Below are 24,133 nucleotides of genomic sequence, written 5' to 3' on the forward strand. Positions count from 1 at the left end.
TGTACTCACATACTACTTGCATTAGGCATGGCCCACATCTGGACCGAGCTGCCACACATCTATGCCTAAACGTTGTACTGCTGCTTCCCACTTTTTATGGATAGGGATATCAAATAAAAGCTCGGTATCAGCTTCTACCATTAACCAGGAGTTGGTTTGAATTTCTTCTTCTAACTGCCCTGCTGTCCATCCCGCATAGCCTAAAATAATTAACGACTTTTCAGGGGCATTATGATTACCTAGTGATGAGATGATGTCTTTTGAGGTGGTCACCATGATCTCTGAATTCATGGTTAAACTCGAACTCCAACCCGGTTGAGTCGTATGTAAAATAAAGCCTCGGTCTTGGCTAACCGGACCGCCGGCTAAAATGATGTCGTCGGCTTTTTCGCTCAACACTTCGGCATTTTTATCAACTTGTTCTACTAACTCTTTAAGTTTCATACCCACTGGTTGGTTGATCACTAAACCCATAGCGCCCTGTTCGTTATGCTCACAAATGTAGGTAACAGTACGAGCAAAGTAAGGGTCTTCCATACTAGGTGAGGCAATCAATAAGTAGTTTTGTAAACTTTGCACTTAGTTATCTCCTTTATGCTTAGCTTGAGAACTCAAGCGCTTTTCGATTGCGTCGAATAACATTCCAGTAATGTTGACCTGATAGGCGGCTTCAATTTCTCGCACGCAGGTGGGGCTAGTCACATTAATCTCTGTGACTTTATCACCTATTACGTCTAGACCTACGAATAACAGGCCCTTTTCAACTAATAATGGCGCAATGGTTTGGGCAATCTTTAAATCTGACTCGCTTAAAGGTTGAGGTCTACCAGTACCACCAGCGGCTAAATTTCCACGGGTTTCTCCTTTAGTAGGCAATCTAGCTAATGCATAAGGCACCACTTGACCATCTACTATTAGAATACGTTTGTCGCCCTGTTTAATTTCTGGCAAAAACTTTTGAAACATTGCATAGCGAGTGCCTAACTCTGTGAGGGTTTCAATGATTACCCCTAAATTATTGCCATCTTCTTTGACGCGAAAAATAGACGTGCCGCCCATGCCATCTAAAGGTTTACAAATGATATCTTGGTGCCTTTGGTGAAACTCTCTAATTAAACTCGCATCTCGGGTAACTAAAGTGTCGGCAACTAAATCTGGGAACCAAGAAGTAAACAGCTTTTCGTTAAAGTCTCGTAAACTTTGGGCTTTGTTCACTACTAAAGTGCCAGCTTGTTCGGCTAATTCAAACATGTGCGTGGCATAAATAAACTCATTGTCTACCGGTGGATCTTTACGCATTAAAATAACATCAAGCTCTGCTAAACTTTGTTGTTTAACCTCACCTAAAGTAAACCAGTTAGTAGGGTTTTCAGCTACTTGTAAACTGGCCATTTGCGCCATTGGCCGACCATTGTGTAAATACAAGTCTGCCATTTCCATATAATAAATTTGATACCCACGTTGTTGCGCATCGAGCAACATGGCAAAACTAGTATCTTTTTTAATATTAATGTCCCGAATGGGATCCATGACTATGCCAAGTTTAATGCTCAATGTGTTTCCTTAAGGTTAGCCTTTAGTAGCCTAATTAATGGGTGAAATCAGAGGTATTATAGGTATCTAATATTGAGGTGTCTGCGTTAATTTTCAAGAAGTCGAATAAATTCAGTTTGGCTGAGTTTGTAACTCATCAAGTTTGAATTTGTATTTACGACTGACTTTTATCTGCTCACCTGACTTTAAGCTGGCCATATATTCGCCGTTAGAATTTGGCGTAAGTTTTTGTAATTGTTCAATATTGATCATAGCTGAGCGGCTAATTCGTGGAAATAATCTAGGATTGAGTTCTTGTTCAAACTGCTTGAGAGTTTTGCGAATAATTTGTGTGCCTTGTATTGTATGCACGCACATGTAGTCGCCGGCAGCTTCTATCCAGATGATATCGGCTAATTTCATTCTAACCCATTCACTGCCGCTTTTAAGAGAAATGCTGTGTTGCAACTCTTGTAAACTGCCACCATGAGATAGTTCCAAATTTTGGATTAAGCCTTGTAACGAGCTACCGGTTTTTCGACTAAGCAATTCGTCTAACTTTTGATGTTGCTGCATGGCTTCTTGGGTACCAAAGGTATCGACTAATTTAGTTAAACAGCTCTCAAGTCGAGTTTCAGATACTGGTTTTAATAGATAATCAAAGGCCTGAAATTCAAACGCATTTAACGCAAATTCCTTAAACGCTGTAACAAACACTAGCTTAAGTCCATTATTTGTTAGTGCATGAATATCTGCCGCTAACTCTATGCCTGAGGCGCCAGGCATTTCAATATCAATAAAAGCAATATCAGGTTGCCATTGCTCAATGGCCTTTAACGCATGTTGTGCATTTGCGCATTGTGCTACCACATCAAAACGTGTGTCTGTGCTTAAGCGCAACATTAAGCCTTCACGGGCTAAAGGCTCGTCATCCACTATTATGGCGGTTAATTGCCTATTCATTGAGCTTTAGGACCTGTACAAGAAAATAAAGCAACACTGGTAATTGCATCTTTATAATCAGATTCAACTGGTTTTTTCATTAGTACTCAGGGCTCCTACATACAAAGTGTTCAGTTTCTGCAATGGGCGGCTTTAAGTATTCAGCGACTAAGGCACAACACAGCTAATCGCCTGAACAAAGATATACCTAGCTAGACGTTGAACCGACTATTCTGAGACAAAATGCATGGTGGTAAGATAAGCAGACGAGGGGTGTAACAAAATATGAGTGCATACATATTTTAAAAAGATTAAAAAAAAATGAGGGCTGCGCTTTGTAGCATCAGCCCTCACTTAATCCAGGGAACAATACATGTTTTGTAAATCGGGGTTAAACATATATTGGTCGGGTCACTACTCCGACAATCTAAGTATATTCAGTGAAAAATTACTGCATAGGTGAATGTGATAAATGCACGATTTGTTGAGATAAACGCCAAAAACGTTAGCTAAGTGCGCCTTTTAAGCGCAATTTGTTATTGCAATTCGATTCTTAGCTAAGGTGATTCGCAACTTATTGGGTTTAGGTTGCCGCAATAGCTTTTAACTTTTTAAGAAACTGTTCGAGATCTTGCTCTTTGGCATAGTCAAAATGATATTGATTATGAAAACCAAAACGTAACTGTACTAGGGCATCTTCTAAAAAAATGGTGTAGCCATCAAAATCTGTGTAGGCATTTATCCCTTGCAAAAAATAATGCCCATCTTTTTGTTCGCCTTGTTGACGAATTTTTTCAAACACATTCAAAATGAATTTACTATCAATGTCATTTTTCATTTGCTAGCTCCCTAAATATAGTTTTTAACTTACAATTGAAGTTAGAAAAGTTATGTTTAGATTAACTCAAAGTGAACTTATCGGCTTTAAAATACGTTAACAATTTCTAATAAATACAAGTTTTTCAATAATATATGGGGTTTTCTGAGGTGCGAGTCTATTAAACACAATACCAAGGTACAAAAACTATCGCATCTGGATGCCGCTAAGCTATTGTACGACAATGGCACTATAGGCATTTTATTAGGTGCCTTTGCTAGTACTGTGATGATTTTTATTCATGCAGAAAGCGCCCCTCAACCTAGTCAAATGATTTGGTGGATCAGCTTAAATCTTATTCTGATGATGCGATTAGCTGACTATATAGAATGGAAATTACGCAGTAGTCATTCGTTATACACAGGTTTTGCTGGGTTAGTAAGATATGCCTTAGGTTGTATCTTAACTGCTGGTGCCTGGTCTTTTTATCTAGTCTATTTTTACCATCAACTGAGCGATATAGAGCTATTATTTGCCATTGTTATTATTGCCGCTTTAGCGGGTGGTTCGGCGTCCTTTTTATCTTCTAGCCGCTTTCTTGCCATTAGTTACTCAGTAATATTGCTAGTTCCGGTTTCGCTAATGGGCATTTTTACGAGCAACGAAGAGAGACAATTATTAGGTTGGTTAAGCTTGGCTTATTGTTTAATTATGGTGTTGTCGTGCATTAAAACCACCAGTTTTGCTCGCAAAGCGATTCACCTTAAAAATTTGAATCAAGTTTTAATGGATGAAATGCAGCAGGAAAAAAATACGGTTTATCAAACTAACCAAGCCCTAAAACTTAGCTCAACTGAACTCAGCCAAGTTAATGTAGATTTAGAATCGGAAGTACGAAAACGCACTGAAGAAATATACAAATTAAGTAACCTTGATCCCTTAACCCAACTCAACAATAGAAAAGCCTTTACTCGACAGCTTAAAGAGCAAATTAACCAGTCGATTAATAATAAAAGTTCTTTGGCTTTGTTATTTATTGATCTAGATGGCTTTAAAAAAATTAACGACACTATGGGGCATAAGGTTGGTGACAACGTACTTTTGCAAGTGAGTAACAGGCTATTAGCCTTTGCTGATAAAAACAGTGCAGGACGCTGGAATGGCGACGAATTTTTAGTCTCGCTGCCTTATAGTAATGATGACACTGCCATGTCTATTGCAAAGGCTATTGCCAAAAGCTTAGCCCAACCCATTTTTGTGAACGGCAACGAATTATATTTAACCGCTTCTATAGGTATAGCTATGGCGCCAAAGCATAGCCATTCGGCCACTGAGCTTATTCAATTGGCTGATTTGACTATGTGTGAACAAAAAGAATTGGGGGACAACCAACCTAGGCTTTTTTCCAATGAGCTAAAACAAAAAGTCGAATCTTCACAATTAATCTTAGAAGGTTTGCAACATGCGATTGAACGAAAACAGTTATTTCTGTGTTATCAACCCATTCAAAGTGCCAAAGACAATGTTTCCTGGGCCTTTGAGGCATTGTTAAGATGGGAGTTTAACCAAAGTTTTATTGGGCCAGATGTATTTATTCCTTTAGCCGAAAAATCCGGTTTAATAAAAGAAATTGGAGCCTGGGTATTAAATCGTGCTTGTTTAGACGCTAAATATTGGCAACATAATCAACAGGCAGCCGTATCGGTAAATGTGTCGGTTATTCAGCTAATGGACGATGGTTTTATCCGCTTGTTAGATAGGTGTTTGCAAAGCAGTGGTTTACCCCCTGAGCGTTTGCATTTAGAAGTAACAGAATCCACCTTTATTGAAAACCAAGTGAAAGTTAGAAGGCAACTCGAACAGATCCAAGCCCGCAATATAGCCGTGTCTATCGATGATTTTGGCACAGGCTATTCGTCTTTATCGCAACTGCAACGACTGCCAGTTAACTACGTAAAAATCGACAAATACTTTGTAGATAATATGTTAAGCACAGGAGAAGCCATTATTCGCGCCACCTTGTTTATTGCCAAAGAATTAAATTACAAAACCATTGCTGAAGGGGTAGAAAGCCAAGAACAAGCTCAAGCACTGGCGGCTATGGGCGTAGATTATTTACAAGGCTATTATTTTGCCAAACCTATGCCTAACCACGAATTGCATGAATGGCAAAACCCCATAAAAACCCAAAACAAAATCAAATAAAACAAACAAATTTGCCATATTAATTTGTGGTTTTTCAGGGCAAAATAGAGTTTTTTGGGCAACGAGAGCGATAATGGCGCAACTTTACTTTTATTATTCTGCAATGAACGCGGGCAAATCCACTTCTTTATTACAATCAGCCTACAACTACGCAGAAAGAGGCATGAAAGCTGAAATTTTTACTGCTGCGCTAGATGATAGGTTTGGTCAAGGAAAAGTCGCCTCGCGTATTGGCTTAGAATCAAAAGCTCATCTTTATACGCCAGACACAGACATGCGAGCGGCTGTTGAAGATCTACTAGCCAAAGGTAAAGTGAACTGTTTATTTATTGACGAAGCACAGTTTTTAACTAAGTCACAAGTTAAACAACTAGTGTATGTGGTAGATCAACTAGACATCCCAGTATTAGCCTATGGGCTTCGTACCGACTTTTTAGCCGAAACCTTTGAAGGTAGCCGTTATTTGCTGGCTTGGGCAGACAAACTAATTGAATTAAAAACCATTTGCCATTGTGGTCGTAAAGCAACTTTTGTGGTCAGAATTGATGAGAGTGGGCAAGCAGCTAAAGCAGGGGCACAAGTTGAAGTTGGGGGCAACGATAGATATGAATCTATGTGTCGTCAACATTTTGCTGAGCTGGTTTGGTCTTAATCAAACAGAGTAACAAAAGCAAACTCAGTGATTGGGTTTGCTTTTGTTAATTAAGCCAAAACATTATTGATTTTCAGCAATATAACCTAAAACACTGCTGGCTTTTTGCTGCTCAAAGAACTCACCTAAGGCTTTGCCGTTGCAGGTTACGTTATCGGCTTCTAATACTTTATTAAGCACATCCTTTTTAGACATACCTAAATTTCCAATTTGCTTATTTAAAGCTAACTTGAACAAACTCACACTGTTGGTTAGTGCAGATTTACAAAAGTTCTTAAATCCATTGTCACCCACAAAGCGATATTGCTTGCTTGAAGCCACTTCAACATTGGCGTTTTCACCCGTTATGTAGTTAGCAACGTCAGTTGAACCACGTTGCTGAGCAAAGGCGACTATACCTTGACCTGCACATTGAAAACTATCCGCATTAGCTAACCAGCTTAACAATTGCCCTTGATTAGTATTTAAACGAAAGCTTTGTTGTTTAAGGTTTATTTTGAACTTGTGCAAATCATTGGTAGCTGCAGCTTTACACAGGCCAGCATACTCTGTATCTCCAACAAATTTAAATTTGTTTGAGTTTTTCATTGATGCTGACGCGCTCATTGACAGCGTTGCAGTTAACAAGACTGTGGTAAGAATTCGTGTTTTCATTGTTACACCTCACATTTATCATAATTAAAGAAAAACAAGCCAGCTACTCATTGCAACTGACCCATTAATTGTAATTTAATTACAAAAATATGTTGTTTTATTTCTGTTTGTTTATATTTAACCATTTGTAAACGATTAACAAAGCAAACAAGATCGATACGCAAACCGTTGTTTTTTAAAGAAAAAACCCGCAAGTGGATATGCTTTTTTGATATAGAGGGGTGAAATTTAAAACTAAAATTGTTGGTTATTTAATTACAAAAAGCCTTGTTCAGGCTTTTTGCAATTAAATCTCATTGAAAGATGTAAACAAAATTAACACTTTAGACAGGCTAAACTAAGGCCTAAGTGACTTTTCTCCACGGGTTAACCCGCATACTCCTGTTCTTGACGCTTCTAAAATCTCTGTGCTTTGGCTCAAAGTGTGAGAAAAAGCATCGAGTTTATCGCTAGTGCCGGTAATTTGAATAGTATAATTCGAGGCATCTACATCAACGATTTGCGCTCTAAAGATGTCTACATTGCGTTTAACTTCTGCTCGTATTAACTCGCTACGGGTGGCCACTTTAACCAGCATTAATTCACGTTCTACATGATTACCATCGGTTAAATCTGACACCTTTAACACGTCTATTAACTTATTCACCTGTTTAGTGATTTGCTCAATGGCTTTGTCATCTGCCACTGTCACTATGGTCAATCTAGATAAACTTTTATCATCTGTAGGCGCCACACAAAGTGAGTCAACATTAAAACCACGTTGAGAAAATAATCCTACTATTCGAGAAAGCGCGCCTGGGGCATTTTCCATTAATACCGAAATAATTCTTCTCATTAGGTACGCTCCGTTTTACTTAATCGCATGTCATCCATGGCACCAAATTTAATTTGCATTGGATACACATGCTCATTTTGGTCAACTTCTATATCCATAAACACCAATCGATCTTTGGCGGCAAAACATTTAGCCATGGCTTCATCTAATTCTTCAGGTTTAGTCACCTTAATTCCAATATGCCCATAAGCTTCAGCAAGTTTTACAAAGTCGGGCATTGAGTCCATATAAGAATGTGAGTGACGCCCTTTGTAAATCATATCTTGCCATTGACGTACCATGCCTAAAGCGCGGTTATTTAACGAAATGATTTTTATAGGTAGTTGGTATTGCATACAGGTAGCCAGTTCTTGAATATTCATTTGAATACTGCCATCACCTGTTACTACTGTAGAAACCGCATCGGGATGTGCCATTTGCACGCCCATGGCCGCAGGCAAACCAAAGCCCATAGTGCCAAGCCCACCAGAATTAATCCAACGCCTAGGTTTGGCAAATGGATAATACAAAGCAGCAAACATTTGGTGTTGCCCTACATCTGAGCTCACATAAGCGTCGCCGTTAGTATGTTTATATAACGACTCAATCACCTCTTGTGGCTTGATAAGTTTGCTATCTTTTTTGTACACCAAACATTGTTTTTTACGCCACTGGTTAATTTGTTGCCACCAGTCAGCCACTTTAGCCTTTTGCCCTTCTGCCTTAATGCCATGTAGTTGTTGTAATATTTGTTCCGTTACTTTATCTACGCTGCCTACCACAGGAATATGCACAGCCACAGTTTTTGAAATGGAAGCAGGGTCTATATCCACGTGAATAATTGTGGCATGTGGGCAAAACTTATCTACGTTATTGGTTACCCTATCATCAAACCTAGCCCCTAAGGCTAAAATACAATCTGCGTTATGCATGGCTTTGTTAGCTTCTAAGGTGCCATGCATACCTAACATGCCAACAAATTGCTCATGAGTAGATGAAAACGCCCCTAAGCCCATTAATGTCGAGGTAACAGGCGCTTGTAATTTTTCGGCCAACTGGGTAACCAATTCACTGGCATTAGCAGCAATGGCGCCGCCGCCTACGTATAAAACTGGGCGCTTTGCGTCTAATAAGGTTTTGGCGGCCTTTTTGATTTGTTTGTTGTGCCCTTTAACCGTAGGATTGTACGAGCGCATGGCCACACTGGCTGGAAATTCATAAGGATGTTCATCTGAAATATTCACTATATCTTTTGGTAAATCTACTACTACCGGCCCTGGTCTACCGCTGTTAGCAATATAATAGGCTTTGGCTATAGCATCGGGAATATCCACCGCTCGTTTTACCAAAAAGCTATGCTTAACTATGGGTCTTGAACAACCCACCATGTCGGTTTCTTGAAACGCATCTTCACCAATATGTTTAGAAGGCACTTGGCCTGACAACACCACCATAGGGATAGAGTCCATAAAAGCTGTAGCTATTCCCGTAAGAGTATTGGTAGCCCCAGGACCAGAGGTCACTAACACCGTACCGGTTTTACCGGTAGAACGGGCATATCCATCGGCCATATGTGCTGCAGCTTGTTCATGACGGACGAGCACGTGTTTAACATCTTCTTGCACATAAAGTGCATCATAAATATCAAGAACCGCGCCACCAGGGTATCCAAATACATGGGTTACCCCTATATCTTTTAGTGCTCGCACCACCATTGCGGCACCCGACATCATCTCCATCAGAATTACTCCAGATATATATATTAAATATTAAATATTAAAAATTACTATACTCGGGTAATAGGGAATATAAAACACAATCAACCAGAAAAGAGAGATATATATCCCAACATTTTGATATATTGGGATATACATTCTAATTATTCACAGCAAGAACGCTGAAAATAGGATAGAAAACCAAAAAACTAAGAGCGTTGTTGATTAATCGTCTAATTCAACTTCTAAATCATCTTGCTCTATGCTGTCATCGTCATCATCCACAGAAATAGGTTTATGACGACCATAAAAACTACCTAACTTAGGTCGATTAATACGCTTTTGATATTTAACCCAAGCTTTTTCGGTGGCACCTTCTGGCTCTTTTTTACCAAAAGCAGCGGCCAATAAGTTTTGATCTTCCTCTGTTTCTGGTTCTATTTGCCCATCAACTAAAGCAGCAATTAAGCAACCGTATTGAGCTAGGGCTTTGCTTTCACTAATTGAAAAATCTCCAGAGCGCGAAAAGCCATAGGGATAATTTTTTGCATCACTGAAAATTCGTTTATTTAAAGATTCTCGAGTAAGTATTGCCATAACGACATCCACAAAATAGTTAACAACTAGACTAATATCAATATAAGCTAAATTAAGCTTACCCATAGGCTGGTTAGGCCTACCCACTTGCAATTTCAACTAGCTTTATAATTTAAAACTAAAATCTGTCAACTAAATTTCGAAGAATTTTTTATACTGAGTTGTACTTACTATTTAATAAGCTGAGGAATATTTTTATAAAGAGCAAAACAAAGCCTACAAACCAGCTTAGCCTTTAGTGATCCATGCCCAAATCATAGTGCATTGTATAGGTTCTACACCTGCAGCATCTGTTACTGTTACCTGAACATTCACCTCGCCTTTGTCTGTGCTTTGCAACAAGGCTATTTGCTCGTCGGTTAAGCTGGCCACTGCTTGCATGTCTCCAGTTGCTCGCTTAACGTAATTCAACTCCATGCGTTTAATTAGCGGCAGTTTGTCACCGGGTAAATTGATCCCTACCACAAAACCAGTACAAGACTCGGCTAAAAGCGCCATAGCCGCAGCGTGCACACTGCCAATATGGTTTTGCGCTTTTTTGCGATTTTTTTGCCGATAAACCGCGCTTTTACCATCTGTTGATAAGACTTCTATTCCTGTGGTGCCCGCCAATTTTACTTTGTATCTAAACAACCAAGTTAATAAACGCCGACTCAACCAAGAAGGATAAGAGTTAACTGTATCTACATATTTGCGCAAGGGATTTGAAACAGGCATAGCAACACTCTCTGGTTTGACCAGTTGCAATTATGAATAGCTAGTTAACGAATAGCAATGTTTTTCAAGCAAAAAGCAAAGCTTGAATAAGGCACTAGCTGTAAGATTGAGAATGAGATAAAAAGTTTTTGTTATAACTTGCTAAATAGTTTGATGCGGGAAACGAGATACGATACCCGCAACGGCAGTTGTCGCGTACCCCTTGGGGTCGTTTCAATATTGTTTACTGAATTGATAATATTCTGATATGTATCATTGGAGCGGGAAACAAGATGCGATACCTGCAACGGCAGTTGTCGCGTACCCTTTGGGGTCGTTTCAATATTTTTTGCTGAGCTGATAGTACTCTGAGAGAAAACATTGGAGCGGGAAACGAGATTCGAACTCGCGACCCCAACCTTGGCAAGGTTGTGCTCTACCACTGAGCTATTCCCGCATAATGAATTATTGCTGTTTTAAGTGTGGTTCCTCAAAACGGACGCGCATTTTACAAAAATAAGATGGCTATGCAAGCCCTAAGATTAAAATAGTCAGATTTTTTTTATAAAACCTGACTGTTTGATGAAATTACAGGCAATAAAGCTGTTTTAGATGGTAAATACGTGTTGGCGGTAGTACACCATTTCTGCAATAGATTCACGAATGTCATCAAGGGCTAAGTGCACACCTTTTTTATGAAAACCATCTAATAATTCTGGCTTCCAACGTCTGACTAATTCCTTCACTGTACTCACATCTATATTTCGGTAATGGAAATATGCTTCTAATTGAGGCATGTATTTAACTAAAAATCGACGATCTTGCCCTATGGTATTGCCACAAAGTGGAGACTTGCCCGCCTCAACATAGTCTTGCAAAAAGGCTATGGTTTGTTCTACCGCCTGTTGTTCAGTCACAGTGCTGTTTCGACAGCGCTCTGTTAATCCCGACTTACCATGGGTGTCTATGCACCATTGATCCATGCCATTTAACACCTCATCAGATTGATGGATAGCCAAAACTGGCCCTTCAGCTAAAATGTTAAGTTCTTTATCTGTCACTATAGTTGCGATTTCTAGCACCACATCTGTGTCAGGTTCAAGACCCGTCATCTCCATATCTATCCATACTAGGTTGTCATTATTAATGGGCATCTTGGCTCCTAATTTTTTTGGGCGATAAGCAATAATTACGGCGGAATTTTATTAAAAATTTGGTATCCGCCGCTTGTGACGTTAACATGATACTAGATATTGATATAAATACAGTAAAGATCACGTGGCTAAAAAACCCAAGTTAACCAAACGTCAATCCCGACAAGTTTCAGAAAACCGTTCTAAGCGTCTTTCAAATACGCATTCATCCTCAGATAGTGAAGATAATCAATTTGGCGAGCAACAAAGTGGACGGGTAATTGGACGTTTTGGTAAACACGCTGATATAGAAGATCAGGCCGGCAATATTCACCGCTGCCATATGCGCAGAACAATCAAGAGCGTAGTGTGTGGTGATCATGTATTGTTCCGTCCTGGCAAAGATCCTTCCATAACTATTAGCGGCATTATTGAAGCCGTACAAGACAGAAAATCTGTATTAACTCGCCCTGATTTTTACGATGGGGTAAAACCTGTCGCGGCCAATATAGACCAAATTATTATCGTCAGTTCGGTTATTCCGAGTTTGTCGCTGAATATTATCGATCGTTATTTAGTTGCCGCTGAAGATGTAGAAATTACCCCAGTTATCTTGCTTAACAAAGTTGAACTATTATCTGCCGAAGAACGCCAGCAAGTAGAACAGCAACTGCAAATCTACCGCGATATTGGTTATCAAATCATTTATACCAGCTGTAAATCTTTGGCTGGTTTAGAGCAGCTTTCTGCTTGTTTAAAAGACAAAATCAGTGTGTTTGTTGGTCAATCTGGGGTGGGTAAGTCGAGCTTAATTAACGCCCTGCTGCCCGAAGCCGATGAAATAATAGGTGCCATTTCCGATAACTCTGGGTTAGGTCAACATACCACCACCACAGCTAAGTTGTTGCACTTTCCAGCAGGTGGCGACCTAATAGATTCTCCTGGGGTGCGTGAATTTGCCTTATGGCATTTACCGGCTGAACGCTTAACTTATGGTTTTAAAGAATTTAGAGACTTCTTAGGTGGCTGCAAGTTTCGCGATTGTAAACATGCCAATGACCCTGGTTGCTTGATAAAAGCGGCAGTCGACCAAGGTAAAATCAGCCAACAACGCTATCAAAGTTACCATAAGATTTTGCTTAATATGGACGAGCTTCGCCCAGCTCATACTAAAGTCTAGCGGAAAGAAATCAACACACTTACTACCCTTAAAAATCTACTAGCTTATAGCCTATTAAACTTAGTTTGAAACGCAAACCGAGTATTATTAGGGTACAATTCGGCCCGCTAAAATAGATTATTAGGAATGTCATTTTGTTTGATTCTTTAAAAATTGCCTTGCAATACATTACCCCTAAACACCTTTTGTCACGCTTAGTTGGCTGGCTTGCTGCGGCTGAAGCGGGGGCACTAACCACAGCTTTAATCAAACTTTTTATTAAACATTTTAAAGTGGATATGTCAGAAGCTAAAGACAGTGATCCTGCGTCTTACGCCAGCTTCAATGCATTTTTTACCCGTGAGTTAAAAGAAGGCGCAAGACCTATTTGCCAAGAACCAAATAAACTAGCGCTGCCAGTTGATGGTGCGGTGAGCCAGATGGGTGACATTGACTTTGACTCTATATTTCAAGCTAAAAGGCACAATTATAGTTTAACGGCCTTATTGGGCGGCAAACCAGAATTAGCCAAGCCATTTTTAAATGGCAAATTTTCTACTATCTATTTATCTCCTAAAGATTATCACCGTATTCATATGCCTATTGATGGCAAGCTAACCGATATGTTGTATGTACCAGGCGAATTATTCTCAGTGAGTCCACTTACCGCCCAAAGGGTGCCAGGGTTATTTGCTCGCAACGAAAGAGTTGTAGCTATCTTTGAAACTGAGATAGGAAAAATGGCCATGGTGTTAGTTGGGGCAACCATAGTAGCTAGCATAGAAACCATTTGGGCTGGCACAGTATCGCCGCCTACTGGTAAAAATGTACAACATTGGCAATATCCTACTGAAGGCGAACATGCAGTTAGTCTGAAAAAAGGCGAAGAAATGGGCTTATTTAAATTGGGCTCGACCATAGTGGCCTGTTTTGAAGCAGACGCGCTGGATTTTGCCGACTTAGCTGAGGGTGATATTACCCGCCTTGGTGAAGAATTCGCTACCATAAGCGCTTAATCTAAGATGGATAAAGTTAAACAGAGTTTGTGGTCGCTGCACATCACCATGATGTTGCTGGGTGCAACGGCATTATTCTCTAAATTATTACCACTTTCCGCTCTCGACATTACTTATGGCCGAGCGATAGTTGCCTGCGTTATGTTGTTTATTATTGTTAAAATGTTTAAAGGCTCAATTCGCCTAAATAGCAATAAAGATTACATAGTGGCAATATTTTTGGGCTTATTAATGGCAGCGCATTGGGTGAGCTATTTTGCCGCTATGCAGTACTCGTCTGTCTCTGTGGGGATGATAGCGCTTTTTACCTTTCCAGTGATGACGGTATTGTTAGAACCTTTTTTTGAGGGCATCCGTTTAGTTTGGCAGGACCTTGCAAGCGCGTTAGCCGTACTTTTTGGCATTTATTTAATCGTCCCCGAAATATCCTTAGAGAATGACATTACTTTAGGTGTGCTGATTGGCGTGCTATCGGCAATTTTATATTCCTTTAGAAACCTAGTGCACAGAAAACACTTCGCCCATTATTCAGGGGCACATGCTATGGCCTACCAAACCTTAGTGATATTTTTAGCGTTAAGTTTTTTTGCCAGCGACCAAGTATTTAAGGCCAGCCAAGAAACCTATTTAGGATTAGTGGTTCTGGGGATATTTTTAACTGCTGTGCCCCACGCCTTAATTGCCGCTAGCTTAAAACATTTACGAGCTAAAACCTTTTCATTAGTTGCCTGTATGCAGCCGCTTTATGGAGTGTCATTAGCAATATTGGTGTTAGACGAACAACCTAGATGGCAAACCTTAGTGGGTGGAATGATAGTGATTTGTGCCGCAATTTATGAAACTATCAACGCACAGAAACTTCATCAAAAGTAACCTACAGTGCTAATTTTTGCTCATAGAGGTGCCAGTGCTGTGGCACCTGAAAACACCCTGTTAGCCATGCAAAAAGCCTTAAACCAAGGCTGTGACGGCATAGAACTAGATGTACAGCAGTTAGGTAATGAGTTGGTGGTGATCCACGACCAAAGGGTTAGTAGAACCACCAATGGGGTTAAGTTATTACGCAATTATAGTTTAGCCGAGTTACAAGCATTAGATGCGGGCGAGGGGCAGAGCATTCCTACTCTCTGGCAAGTATTATCTCTAATTGATGGGCGTTGTTTGGTCAATATCGAAATTAAACAGGTACAAAATTTAAATTTAGTACAAAAGTGCATTGAGCAAGCTATTCAACACTGTCACTTTAGTTTACCACAATTTATTGTTTCTTCTTTTGATCATCCGCTACTCAAGCAATTTAAGCAGCTTTGCCCACAGGTTAAAGTAGGCGCCTTGACTGCTTCTAAACCCCTGCACTATGCACAGTTTGCCCAGCAACTCATGGCCTATTCAGTGAATGTTGATTTTGCTTTTTTAGATCTTGCTTTTGTACAAGACGCCAAACAACGCAACTTAAAATTGTTTGTGTATACGGTAGATGAAGCTGAAGATTTGCTGCAATTAAAAGACTGGAAGGTTGACGGCGTGTTTTGCAACAACCCCGGCCATGCTAGAAAGGTTTTACAACAGGCAGGTTAGCTACTTTCGCAACCCGAGTCACAAGACTGACAGTTTTGGCATAGCTTTAAGTTAACTATATGCGCACCCACAATTAAGAAAGCACCTATGGCAATAGTAAAAGGTTCGTAGGCCTCGCCAAACATGTCTTTGTTCCAATAAATTAGTCCACCTAAAGCCAAACTATATAAAGGATAAAGCTGACGGTGATAGCGGTAAAACCCAGAAAACAATGCCCAAAAGCCAATGATCATGGAAAGCGACAAGATACTTCTTTCAAACCAGTCTTGTGCAAAAAATGAAGCCCCAACAAAAGGCACTAGAGGAATAAGAATAGGTAGCAGCAAACAATGCAACGCACACAAACTCGAGGCCCAAATGCCGAGTCTGTCTAACAGCGTTTTTTCTTGATTTACTTGCATCTACTAAAGCTCTAAAATGATTTGACGTTATATTATAACATTTCATGAAAGATTCAAGTACTGTGGATCATTTTATGGGGATATTTCACTCAAATTACATATCTGGTCAGTCGGCAGACCGAGAATGAAAAAGCCTGCTAGTTAATTGATACAAAATTAATGCTATGGCTCCAACTAATAAGCCAATTACGCCATCAATCAAAATAGGGAACAACCAGCCTAAATAGTCAATTGACTGGGCTATTTCAATGACTGGCAACAAAAGCTGATGCAACCAAGTCAAACTATGCACCAAAATACCACCTCCTACTAAAAACATGGCGGCAGTCCCTACTATTGCCAAGGTTTTCATTAATAGAGGAGCTAAGATTAATAATGCTCGACCTATTCCACGCTGCAGGCGATTAAAGCTGCCAGAGACTGATTTTCTTAATAAATATAATCCTGCATCATCTAGTTTTACTATGCCAGCCACTAACCCATATACCCCAACAGTGATGGCCAAGGCTAAAAACGAGACCACAGACACTTGAGTTGAAAAAGGCGCTTCTTGCACTGTCCCTAAAACAATCACAATAATTTCTGCCGATAAAATAAAATCGGTTCTGATAGCGCCTTTTATTTTGGTTTTTTCGAGCGCCACCAGATCTGCATTAGGATCAGCTATTGCTGCAAGTTTCTGTGTTTGTTGCTGCGCTAAGTCTTGTTTGGAATGCAAAAATTTATGCGCTAATTTTTCCATGCCTTCAAAACATAAATAGATGCCGCCAATTACCATCAGCACCACAATTAACCAAGGCATAAAAGCGCTAATTAATAAAGCCGAGGGCACTAATATTAATTTATTAAGAAAGGATCCTTTGGCCACTGCCCACACCACAGGCAACTCGCGGCTTGCCTGCACCCCAGATACCTGCTGCGCGTTTAACGCTAAATCATCACCTAACACCCCAGCCGTCTTTTTAGCCGCCACTTTAGATAACACTGCTACGTCATCTAGAATGCTGGCAATATCATCGATTAAGGCGAGCAAATTAGCGCCTGGCATAAGTTTTCCTTATAAGATTGTGGTGTCGGTTGGTTTTTTTGGCGCTTGATTAGCATATGCTTCACCAGCAGATAACAACTCGGTTAACTTAACTAGCTCGATGCCATGTTGCTCTAGGTTATTAAGATGCTGTTTTAAATAAGCAAGAGTTTGTGGATAAGGATGGGCAATACCCACTGCATAACCGTACTTTTTAGCTAATCGTAGCAACCGATGAAATTGCCTATCGATCTCTACTAAGCTAGGGGTATGGTCGAGAAACACATTACGTTTAGTGCTTAACACCCCATTTTGTTTGGCTATATGCTCAGCTTTACTGAATTTAGTGGTACGACTATCTACAAAAAATAAGCCTTGCTGCGATAAATATTCCATGGTGATAGACATAGGCATTGTTAATTGGGTTAAGCGGCTGCCCATATGGTTATTTACCCCCATTGCATGAGGTACAGTAGATAAGGCGTTTTTTAATGTTTGAATAATTTGTTGTGGTGGCATAGTCGCCAACAACGCATGTTGCTCTTGGTTAGTACCAGCCAGCGATTCCATTGGCATGTGCAAAATAACATCTCTTTTTTGCGCTGCAGCACGAGAAGAAAAAGGCGTAGAAAGCGGTTTATTGGGCAAAATCGCTAAAGCGACCTTAGCAGGCAAAGCAAATGCTACTGCATCTTTTTTATTATTGCCCATATCGTCGATAATTAACGCGATTTGCGCAGCATTGGCCTTAAAGAATAAGCTACACAGCACAGTTAACAGGGCTAAACGCATAATTGTTATTATTATTATATTTTGCATGACGATTTGATTATATGCCGCCTTAAGATTTTTACTAGACTTGGCTTAAGTAAATGGTGCTAAAAATTATAACTTTAACCATAGTGTAGGGTTTATAGGTACCCCCTTATGCCTTATTTCGAAATATAAATTGGGGCGGCTTTGCCCACCACTTTGCCCTAATAACGCCACGGCTTCGCCAGCCTGAACCGTTTCACCAGCCTGTTTAAGTAGGGCTTGATTGTGCCCATATAAACTCATATAGCCGTCACCATGATCTAAAACCGTCACTAAACCAAAACCTCGTAACCAATCTGAATACAAAACCTTAGCATCGTGAATTGCTACCACTGTATCACCTGAAGTGCCATAAATAACTACGCCCTTCCATTTAACTTGCCCTTGTCTAAAGCGGCCAAACATTTTTCTTAGGGTGCCTTTAACCGGCTTTAATAAGCGCCCTTTTAGCGCACTTAACCCATCTAGCTGTATGTTTTGTTTTTTGGCTTGTTGTTGGGCCCGGGCTAATGCTTCAGCTAAGTTTTTTTCGTTGATTTGCAGTTGTGCTATTTGCGCTTCTTCTGATTCAATGGTGCTGCGGATCTGGTTTAGAGTCGCTTCCCTTTCGGTCAAACTGGCTTGCAAGGCGTTTTGCTGATTGACTTGCTCAGCTTGGATTTTTACTAATTGCTGCTGGTTGTCGAGCAGCTTCGCGTTAACCTGTTGTAATTGCAATATTAACGCATTAAAACTATCAATTTGTTCCTTGCGGGCTTTATTTAGGTATTGATAGTAGGTAATTGTCCGTTCAAAATTAGCCGCATCTTGTTGATTAAGTAACATTTTGGCGAATTCGTAATTGCCAGTCATATAAGCACTTCGAATTTGCTTAGCCAATACCGATTTTTGTTGCTCTAGCGAATTTAAATAACCTTTTTGTTGCTGACTGAGCTGTTTTTGCTCAGCACGATTTTGCTTGAGCGATGCTTTAGTTGAATTCAGTTTTTTGGCCGCTAAGGCAACGTCTAGCTCAACCTTTTTAAGGTCTTGTTGTAACTTTTTGGCTTTATTTAACTCTTTTTCTATCTGCGCTTGTTTGGCTTTGATTTGTAGTTGAATGCTTTCGAGATCAGATTGTTGCTGGGCTTGGGCAGAAAACAGCACGCTTAGGATACAGAATAAACAAGTTGCTAATCGCAGACTAACAACTTGCTTACTACTTTGTGGGTATGCCAAGCTCAAACCTAAGCTACTGTCACTATAGGTTTGCCCGTCATTTCTGGTGGTTGTGGCATGCCCATTAAATGCAACATAGTTGGCGCCACATCGCTTAATGTTCCGCCCTCTCTGGCTGTAGACTTTTGTCCAACATGAATAAAGGGCACTAACTCACTAGTATGCGCAGTATGAGCCTGACCTGTTTGCTCATCTTGCATTTTTTCAGCATTACCGTGATCAGCAGTAATTAAGCAGTCACCCCCGTTGCGACCGATAGCTTCTACTACTCGACCAATACAACTATCAACTGCTTCGCAAGCTTTTACAGCTGCGTCAAAATTACCTGTATGCCCAACCATGTCGCCATTAGGGTAATTACACACTATGACGTCAAACTCACCTGAATCAATAGCCTCAACGAGTTTGTCTGTCAGTTCTGCAGAGCTCATTTCTGGTTGTAGATCATAGGTAGCCACTTTGGGTGATTGAATTAATATTCGCGATTCACCTGGGTATACTTCTTCTCGGCCACCACTATAGAAAAACGTAACATGGGCGTATTTTTCAGTTTCAGAAATTCGCAGTTGGGTTTTGTTATGTTGAGCCAACCAGTCTCCCATAACATTCACTAAGGCTACCGGTGGATATGCCGCCGGCGCTTTTATGCTTTCTGCATATTGGGTTAAAGTCACAAAAGCCGCGAGATTAATATGTTGGCCTTTATCAAACTCTTTAAAGTCTGGCTCGACAAACACACGGCTTATTTCTCTGGCACGATCAGCACGGAAGTTCATAAAGAACAAGGCATCACCTTCCTCTAAAGGTACCGCATCGCCAATCACAGTAGCTTGCACAAATTCATCGTTTTGCTCACGTGCATAGGATGCTTCTAACGCTTCTACTGCACTTGATGCTTGATGCTGACCTTTTGCATGAGCAATCAAATTATAGGCAGCTTCTACTCTGTCCCAACGGGCATCTCTGTCCATGGCGTAATAACGACCAATAATACTGGCAGTTTTTCCTACCCCTAAATCGCTAAATACTTGGTCTGCATTTTCTAGTGGCGTTTTGGCACTTTTAGGCGGCGTATCACGACCATCTAAAAAGGCATGTAGATACAATTTTTTGGCGCCTCTTTGGGCGGCTAATTTTAGCATGGCAAAAATGTGTTCATCATGGCTATGTACACCGCCTGATGATAACAACCCCATAACGTGTATGGCTTTGCCTGCTTGAATGGCTTTATCTAAGTTTTCAGTCAAAACCGTGTTTTCAAAAAATTCGCCATCTTCTATGGCTTTAGTTACACGGGTAAAGTCTTGATACACAACTCGACCTGCACCCAAATTTACGTGGCCAACTTCTGAATTTCCCATTTGACCAGGGGGCAAACCAACATCTAATCCAGAGCCCGAAATAAGAGTATTGGTGTGGTTTGCATATAAATTATCTAAAATTGGGGTATTAGCATGTGCTATAGCATTGCTTTCTTGTTCCTCACGATGTCCCCAGCCGTCTAAAATAATCAGTGCCGTTGTTTTTTTGGTGTGACTCATGAATTTCCCCACAGTTAAACAGTTTAATCAAAATTAACTTAATGCAGCCTAAGATAAGAGAAGGGCAAGCATTAATTCCTACAATATTATCCTGAGTATCCATGCGCGTCACGGCTTAATCGGCGTAAAAAAACAAATGGATAACAATAAGTTATTCCATGTTAATACGATGAGTGCCGACAAAGACTAGTTTATGTTGGCAAAATCTATATACTTTGCCCTCGTTTTTAAGTACTACAGGTAAGGATCATTTGTTATGGATCAAATGGTAGAATTTGTCACTAACCATTATATATTGTCTGGATTGTTTGTTGCGCTCTTAGGCGCCTTAATATATTCGACAGTGGCAAGTCAGTTGTCATCATTAAAAGAACTCAATACCCACGAAACCACTTTATTAATTAATAAAGAAAATGCTGTGGTTGTAGACATTCGCCCTGCTGCTGAGTTTAAAAAAGGCCATATTTTGGGCTCTAAACAAATTAAAACAGAAGCAGTGAACAAAGGCGACTTTAGCTCCCTTGAAAAATATAAAGATAAACCCATTATTGTAGTCTGTGCTATGGGCATGACTTCAAAACGCGCCGCATCGCAAATGCAAAAAGCCGGTTTTGAAAATGTTTCCATATTAAAAGGCGGCATTGGTGCGTGGCAAAGCGCAAGCTTACCTTTAAATAAGTAAACTTAGGCAATAGTCATGAGTAAAATAGACATTTATACTAAAGGTCATTGCCCTTACTGTCATAGAGCAAAGGCATTATTGGCACAAAAAGCAGTACACTTTAACGAAATACAAATCGACATTCAGCCAGAATTACGTAGCGCAATGATCGAGCGAGCAAATGGCAAGAGCACTGTTCCGCAAATATTTATTAAAGACATACATGTAGGCGGTTGTGACGACTTGTTTGCATTAGAAGCAAAAAACCAACTAGACAGTTTATTAGCTGACTAATAACTCATTTAAGGAAGTACCATGGCTGACGAAAATCAACCAAACGAAGCTGCAGCGCAGCCTGAAGCGGCACAAGGCCCTCAATTTTCAATTCAAAGAATTTACACCAAAGATATTTCTTTTGAAGCACCTAACTCTCCGGCTATGTTTCAAAAAGAGTGGAAACCAGAAGTTCAACTAGATCTTGATACAAAAAGTACACCTATGGGTGATAACTTGTTTGAAGTGGTTTTATCGGTAACAGTTACCGCTAAAGTTGGCGAAGAAACAGGCTTTTTATGTGAAGTTCAGCAAGCAGGTATTTTTGCAATTGGCGACATGCCTGAGCAAAATAAAGCACATATGATTGGTGCTTTCTGCCCTAACACTTTGTTCCCTTATGCTCGTGAAACTATCTCTAACTTAGTTAATCGTGGAACTTTCCCTCCGCTTAACTTAGCACCAGTTGATTTCAACGCTATTTTTGCTGCTTACATGCAAAAGCGAGCTGAACAAGCACAGGCGCAAGAACAAGCTCCACAAAAACTAGACGCATAAACAGGTCATTACCACAATGAATTCAGTTTGTGTATTAGGGGCGGGGTCGTATGGCACCGCCCTTGCTTTTTGCCTTTCTCGAAATGGTGTAAGCACACTGTTATGGGGCAGAGATCAAAAACAAATGGCTGATATGGCCAACACCAGAACCAACAGTAAATATCTGCCTGGCGCTACCTTTCCTGATGGCCTCAGTATAGAAGCCGACTTGCAAACTGCAGTCACTCAGAGTCAAGATATCTTAGTTGTTGTTCCTAGTCATGCCTTTGCCGACACCCTAAAAGAGATTAAACCTTACCTACAAGCTCATCATAGATTGATATGGGCGACTAAAGGCTTAGAGCCTGAAACAGGTAGACTATTGCAAGAAGTAGCCAAAGATATATTAGGTAACCACATAGCCTTTGCTGCTCTTTCTGGCCCTACTTTTGCCAAAGAAATGGTAGCAGGCTTACCAACGGCTATTTCTTTAAGCTCAACAGACGAAGAACTGGCCAATGACTTTGCTAACAAATTGCATTGTTCAAAATCTTTTAGAGTCTATCGAAATGACGACTTTATTGGCATTCAGCTTGGTGGCGCAGTTAAAAATGTTATCGCTATAGCTGCAGGTTTAGCTGATGGCTTAGGCTTTGGCTCAAATGCCCGTACAGCGTTAATCACCAGAGGCCTAACCGAGTTAACTCGCCTAGGCGTAGAATTAGGTGCCAACCCCAATACCTTTATGGGTATGTCGGGATTAGGAGACTTAGTTTTAACCTGTACAGATAATCAATCGCGCAATAGACGCTTTGGTTTAGCCCTAGGTGAAGGATTAGACACAGAAACCGCCATGGCTCAAATTGGCCAGGTTGTAGAAGGCTATAGAAACACCAAAGAAGTGCACATTTTATGTAAGCGTTTACAAGTAGAAATGCCAATTTGCGAGCAAGTCTATGAAGTGCTGTATAACAATAAACCAGCTAAAGAAGCCGCATTGACTTTATTGGGCCGCAGTCAAAAAACTGAGTCTTAGCAATATTGTTGATCCTACTCTGTGTGTGCTTAATATCCCCCAGAGTAAGATCAATTGATTCAGGTCCCCTACCCACTCTCTTCATTCCATAGTGACTTATTTAATACTCTCATTAAATAAAACACACTAAAAACTGCCTATCACCTGCTTGCAGCCTAATACTAAACTAATGCCTACCAACTCTTAGAGCTTTTCTGCCAAGATTTAAGAACCACGCTTAGAACAACCTTGCTGTGCTAGTAAAAGTGGCTTAGAAAACATATCAGCGCTATACAACTTATGTAACTACTAAGGGAAGGTTATACAGAAGGTTTAAAATAAGCCTTTCGGCAGCACTACAACAGTAAGCTTTACAGCCAAACATAGATGTTTGCATATCAGCATATAGGTGTATGGAATACACAATATTTGACTACTTCAAATAAAAATCACTAAGAAAAATAAACTGAAATTTTAGACATAAAAAAAAGGGCCAACCTTTCGGTTAGCCCTTTCTCTAAATGGGAGTCTGGCAATGTGCTACTCTCGCATGGGGAAACCCCAAACTATCCCTGCGCCGGTCACCGGTCGCCGCTAATGTGTTTTATCTTTCCAGTTACTGGTCTGAGTTCGGAATGGGCGGGGCTGGCCTTCCAGTCAGGTGGGGCCACATCGCTATTGTCGCCAGACAAAAACTGTATAGAAAGTCCTATTTAGTCTTACTGCCAAGCTGGTTGAATGCATAAAAAAAAGGGCCAACCTTTCGGTTAGCCCTTTCTTAGAATGGGAGTCTGACGGTGTGCTACTCTCGCATGGGGAAACCCCAAACTACCATCGCCGCTAATACGTTTCACTTCTGAGTTCGGAATGGGATCAGGTGGGACCGTATCGCTATGGCCGTCAGACAAAAACTGTTATCTATCGAGTTTTTACTCAATAAATCAATATGTAAAAGCTGATGCTACTCATTGTTTGAGCTAGCAAATAATCGAATCTAAGAGTGTCTTTAACTTACTCTATTTTATGATGTTGTCTTGTCACTCTATACACGCTTTATAGTTTCTTATATCACCTTATCGTTTATCACTCGCTTTTAACTTTAGCGAGCAGATACATTGTCAGCAAAACCACGT

General features: G+C 40.3%; 25 protein-coding genes, 1 tRNA gene and 1 rRNA gene. 10 read left to right on the forward strand and 17 right to left on the reverse strand.

Annotation, left to right across the window (positions count from 1 at the left end; all coding sequences use genetic code 11):
• Positions 1–21: 21 nt before the first annotated feature.
• From ACVCDT_RS14590 to ACVCDT_RS14605, 4 genes are all read right to left on the reverse strand, one after another.
• A complete protein-coding gene (locus ACVCDT_RS14590) occupies positions 22–579 on the reverse strand; it encodes a YqgE/AlgH family protein (RefSeq protein WP_447133526.1) in 558 nt (185 codons plus the stop codon).
• Positions 580–1,554: a glutathione synthase gene (gshB, locus tag ACVCDT_RS14595; protein WP_447133527.1), complete on the reverse strand. Its 975-nt coding sequence runs from the start codon at positions 1,552–1,554 to the stop codon at positions 580–582.
• Between the two features lie 111 nt (positions 1,555–1,665).
• Positions 1,666–2,496, reverse strand: coding sequence for a LytR/AlgR family response regulator transcription factor (locus ACVCDT_RS14600; protein ID WP_447133528.1), 831 nt, complete (start codon positions 2,494–2,496; stop codon positions 1,666–1,668).
• Between the two features lie 562 nt (positions 2,497–3,058).
• On the reverse strand, positions 3,059–3,313 hold the full coding sequence (locus tag ACVCDT_RS14605) for a DUF3081 domain-containing protein (protein ID WP_447133529.1): 255 nt from the start codon (positions 3,311–3,313) through the stop codon (positions 3,059–3,061).
• 213 nt (positions 3,314–3,526) lie between these two features.
• On the opposite strand from ACVCDT_RS14605, the gene ACVCDT_RS14610 reads away from it, so the two are divergent.
• Both ACVCDT_RS14610 and ACVCDT_RS14615 read left to right on the forward strand, forming a co-directional pair.
• Positions 3,527–5,497: a putative bifunctional diguanylate cyclase/phosphodiesterase gene (locus ACVCDT_RS14610; RefSeq protein WP_447133530.1), complete on the forward strand. Its 1,971-nt coding sequence runs from the start codon at positions 3,527–3,529 to the stop codon at positions 5,495–5,497.
• A 73-nt stretch (positions 5,498–5,570) separates the two neighbouring features.
• Positions 5,571–6,149 carry a thymidine kinase gene (locus ACVCDT_RS14615; RefSeq protein ID WP_447133531.1) on the forward strand — a complete coding sequence of 193 codons (579 nt, stop codon included), beginning with the start codon at positions 5,571–5,573 and terminating at the stop codon, positions 6,147–6,149.
• A gap of 63 nt (positions 6,150–6,212) precedes the next feature.
• On the opposite strand, the gene ACVCDT_RS14620 is transcribed toward ACVCDT_RS14615, so the two are convergent.
• The 7 genes from ACVCDT_RS14620 to orn form a co-directional block, all read right to left on the reverse strand.
• Complete coding sequence (locus tag ACVCDT_RS14620) at positions 6,213–6,803, reverse strand: hypothetical protein (RefSeq protein WP_447133532.1); 591 nt, start codon at positions 6,801–6,803, stop codon at positions 6,213–6,215.
• Positions 6,804–7,140: 337 nt separating this feature from the next.
• A complete protein-coding gene (ilvN, locus tag ACVCDT_RS14625; protein WP_447133533.1) occupies positions 7,141–7,638 on the reverse strand; it encodes an acetolactate synthase small subunit in 498 nt (165 codons plus the stop codon).
• Positions 7,638–9,356, reverse strand: a complete 1,719-nt coding sequence (locus tag ACVCDT_RS14630) for an acetolactate synthase 3 large subunit (RefSeq protein WP_447133534.1) — start codon at positions 9,354–9,356, stop codon at positions 7,638–7,640. Before ACVCDT_RS14630 ends, ilvN begins: the two co-directional genes overlap by 1 nt.
• 201 nt (positions 9,357–9,557) lie before the next feature.
• A complete protein-coding gene (locus tag ACVCDT_RS14635) occupies positions 9,558–9,929 on the reverse strand; it encodes a MaoP family protein (protein WP_447133535.1) in 372 nt (123 codons plus the stop codon).
• 228 nt (positions 9,930–10,157) lie between these two features.
• The gene (locus tag ACVCDT_RS14640) at positions 10,158–10,646 is read right to left on the reverse strand and encodes a DUF4442 domain-containing protein (protein ID WP_447133536.1); all 489 of its coding nucleotides are present in this window, start codon (positions 10,644–10,646) and stop codon (positions 10,158–10,160) included.
• A 361-nt stretch (positions 10,647–11,007) separates the two neighbouring features.
• Positions 11,008–11,082, reverse strand: a tRNA-Gly gene (locus tag ACVCDT_RS14645).
• A 151-nt stretch (positions 11,083–11,233) separates the two neighbouring features.
• Positions 11,234–11,779 carry an oligoribonuclease gene (gene orn / locus ACVCDT_RS14650; protein ID WP_447133537.1) on the reverse strand — a complete coding sequence of 182 codons (546 nt, stop codon included), beginning with the start codon at positions 11,777–11,779 and terminating at the stop codon, positions 11,234–11,236.
• 124 nt (positions 11,780–11,903) lie between these two features.
• Between orn and rsgA the strand changes: the two genes are divergently transcribed.
• From rsgA to ACVCDT_RS14670, 4 genes are all read left to right on the forward strand, one after another.
• Entirely contained in the window at positions 11,904–12,938 is a 1,035-nt protein-coding gene (gene rsgA, locus ACVCDT_RS14655) for a small ribosomal subunit biogenesis GTPase RsgA (RefSeq protein ID WP_447133538.1), read from the forward strand.
• A 134-nt stretch (positions 12,939–13,072) separates the two neighbouring features.
• Complete coding sequence (gene asd, locus ACVCDT_RS14660; protein WP_447133539.1) at positions 13,073–13,933, forward strand: archaetidylserine decarboxylase; 861 nt, start codon at positions 13,073–13,075, stop codon at positions 13,931–13,933.
• Positions 13,934–13,939: 6 nt separating this feature from the next.
• Positions 13,940–14,806, forward strand: coding sequence for a DMT family transporter (locus ACVCDT_RS14665; RefSeq protein ID WP_447133540.1), 867 nt, complete (start codon positions 13,940–13,942; stop codon positions 14,804–14,806).
• A 6-nt stretch (positions 14,807–14,812) separates the two neighbouring features.
• A complete protein-coding gene (locus ACVCDT_RS14670) occupies positions 14,813–15,511 on the forward strand; it encodes a glycerophosphodiester phosphodiesterase (protein ID WP_447133541.1) in 699 nt (232 codons plus the stop codon).
• Here the strand turns inward: ACVCDT_RS14670 and ACVCDT_RS14675 are convergent.
• The 5 genes from ACVCDT_RS14675 to gpmI all read right to left on the reverse strand — a co-directional run bounded on the left by ACVCDT_RS14675 (position 15,508) and on the right by gpmI (position 20,514).
• A complete protein-coding gene (locus ACVCDT_RS14675) occupies positions 15,508–15,912 on the reverse strand; it encodes a MerC domain-containing protein (protein WP_447133542.1) in 405 nt (134 codons plus the stop codon). The genes ACVCDT_RS14670 and ACVCDT_RS14675 overlap by 4 nt on opposite strands.
• A 106-nt stretch (positions 15,913–16,018) precedes the next feature.
• Entirely contained in the window at positions 16,019–16,960 is a 942-nt protein-coding gene (locus ACVCDT_RS14680; RefSeq protein ID WP_447133543.1) for a DUF808 domain-containing protein, read from the reverse strand.
• 9 nt (positions 16,961–16,969) lie between these two features.
• Positions 16,970–17,731: a divergent polysaccharide deacetylase family protein gene (locus ACVCDT_RS14685; protein WP_447133544.1), complete on the reverse strand. Its 762-nt coding sequence runs from the start codon at positions 17,729–17,731 to the stop codon at positions 16,970–16,972.
• A 93-nt stretch (positions 17,732–17,824) separates the two neighbouring features.
• Complete coding sequence (locus ACVCDT_RS14690) at positions 17,825–18,901, reverse strand: murein hydrolase activator EnvC family protein (RefSeq protein WP_447133552.1); 1,077 nt, start codon at positions 18,899–18,901, stop codon at positions 17,825–17,827.
• 80 nt (positions 18,902–18,981) lie between these two features.
• A complete protein-coding gene (gene gpmI, locus ACVCDT_RS14695; protein WP_447133545.1) occupies positions 18,982–20,514 on the reverse strand; it encodes a 2,3-bisphosphoglycerate-independent phosphoglycerate mutase in 1,533 nt (510 codons plus the stop codon).
• A gap of 256 nt (positions 20,515–20,770) precedes the next feature.
• Here gpmI and ACVCDT_RS14700 point away from each other — a divergent pair, with 256 nt between their 5' ends.
• From ACVCDT_RS14700 to gpsA, 4 genes are read left to right on the forward strand one after another with little or no spacing between them, the layout of a single operon-like run.
• Entirely contained in the window at positions 20,771–21,196 is a 426-nt protein-coding gene (locus ACVCDT_RS14700; RefSeq protein ID WP_447133546.1) for a rhodanese-like domain-containing protein, read from the forward strand.
• 15 nt (positions 21,197–21,211) lie between these two features.
• The gene (gene grxC / locus ACVCDT_RS14705) at positions 21,212–21,469 is read left to right on the forward strand and encodes a glutaredoxin 3 (RefSeq protein WP_447133547.1); all 258 of its coding nucleotides are present in this window, start codon (positions 21,212–21,214) and stop codon (positions 21,467–21,469) included.
• Positions 21,470–21,490: 21 nt separating this feature from the next.
• Complete coding sequence (gene secB / locus ACVCDT_RS14710) at positions 21,491–22,006, forward strand: protein-export chaperone SecB (protein WP_447133548.1); 516 nt, start codon at positions 21,491–21,493, stop codon at positions 22,004–22,006.
• Positions 22,007–22,022: 16 nt separating this feature from the next.
• A complete protein-coding gene (gene gpsA, locus ACVCDT_RS14715) occupies positions 22,023–23,021 on the forward strand; it encodes an NAD(P)H-dependent glycerol-3-phosphate dehydrogenase (protein WP_447133549.1) in 999 nt (332 codons plus the stop codon).
• A gap of 768 nt (positions 23,022–23,789) precedes the next feature.
• Here the strand turns inward: gpsA and rrf are convergent.
• Positions 23,790–23,905 (reverse strand): 5S ribosomal RNA (gene rrf / locus ACVCDT_RS14720).
• Positions 23,906–24,133: the final 228 nt, after the last annotated feature.

It is taken from the genome of Paraglaciecola aestuariivivens, assembly GCF_052983255.1.

Excerpts from the sequence above, each read along its gene's own strand:
- ACVCDT_RS14665 (WP_447133540.1), top strand. The coding sequence starts at position 13,940 with ATGGATAAAGTTAAACAGAGTTTGTGGTCGCTGCACATCACCATGATG.
- gpmI (WP_447133545.1), bottom strand. The coding sequence starts at position 20,514 with ATGAGTCACACCAAAAAAACAACGGCACTGATTATTTTAGACGGCTGG.
- ilvN (WP_447133533.1), bottom strand. The coding sequence starts at position 7,638 with ATGAGAAGAATTATTTCGGTATTAATGGAAAATGCCCCAGGCGCGCTT.
- secB (WP_447133548.1), top strand. The coding sequence starts at position 21,491 with ATGGCTGACGAAAATCAACCAAACGAAGCTGCAGCGCAGCCTGAAGCG.
- ACVCDT_RS14680 (WP_447133543.1), bottom strand. The coding sequence starts at position 16,960 with ATGCCAGGCGCTAATTTGCTCGCCTTAATCGATGATATTGCCAGCATT.
- ACVCDT_RS14685 (WP_447133544.1), bottom strand. The coding sequence starts at position 17,731 with ATGCGTTTAGCCCTGTTAACTGTGCTGTGTAGCTTATTCTTTAAGGCC.
- ACVCDT_RS14620 (WP_447133532.1), bottom strand. The coding sequence starts at position 6,803 with ATGAAAACACGAATTCTTACCACAGTCTTGTTAACTGCAACGCTGTCA.
- ACVCDT_RS14630 (WP_447133534.1), bottom strand. The coding sequence starts at position 9,356 with ATGGAGATGATGTCGGGTGCCGCAATGGTGGTGCGAGCACTAAAAGAT.
- ACVCDT_RS14700 (WP_447133546.1), top strand. The coding sequence starts at position 20,771 with ATGGATCAAATGGTAGAATTTGTCACTAACCATTATATATTGTCTGGA.
- ACVCDT_RS14635 (WP_447133535.1), bottom strand. The coding sequence starts at position 9,929 with ATGGCAATACTTACTCGAGAATCTTTAAATAAACGAATTTTCAGTGAT.
- orn (WP_447133537.1), bottom strand. The coding sequence starts at position 11,779 with ATGCCCATTAATAATGACAACCTAGTATGGATAGATATGGAGATGACG.
- ACVCDT_RS14600 (WP_447133528.1), bottom strand. The coding sequence starts at position 2,496 with ATGAATAGGCAATTAACCGCCATAATAGTGGATGACGAGCCTTTAGCC.
- ACVCDT_RS14605 (WP_447133529.1), bottom strand. The coding sequence starts at position 3,313 with ATGAAAAATGACATTGATAGTAAATTCATTTTGAATGTGTTTGAAAAA.
- gpsA (WP_447133549.1), top strand. The coding sequence starts at position 22,023 with ATGAATTCAGTTTGTGTATTAGGGGCGGGGTCGTATGGCACCGCCCTT.
- ACVCDT_RS14615 (WP_447133531.1), top strand. The coding sequence starts at position 5,571 with ATGGCGCAACTTTACTTTTATTATTCTGCAATGAACGCGGGCAAATCC.
- ACVCDT_RS14675 (WP_447133542.1), bottom strand. The coding sequence starts at position 15,912 with ATGCAAGTAAATCAAGAAAAAACGCTGTTAGACAGACTCGGCATTTGG.
- grxC (WP_447133547.1), top strand. The coding sequence starts at position 21,212 with ATGAGTAAAATAGACATTTATACTAAAGGTCATTGCCCTTACTGTCAT.
- ACVCDT_RS14640 (WP_447133536.1), bottom strand. The coding sequence starts at position 10,646 with ATGCCTGTTTCAAATCCCTTGCGCAAATATGTAGATACAGTTAACTCT.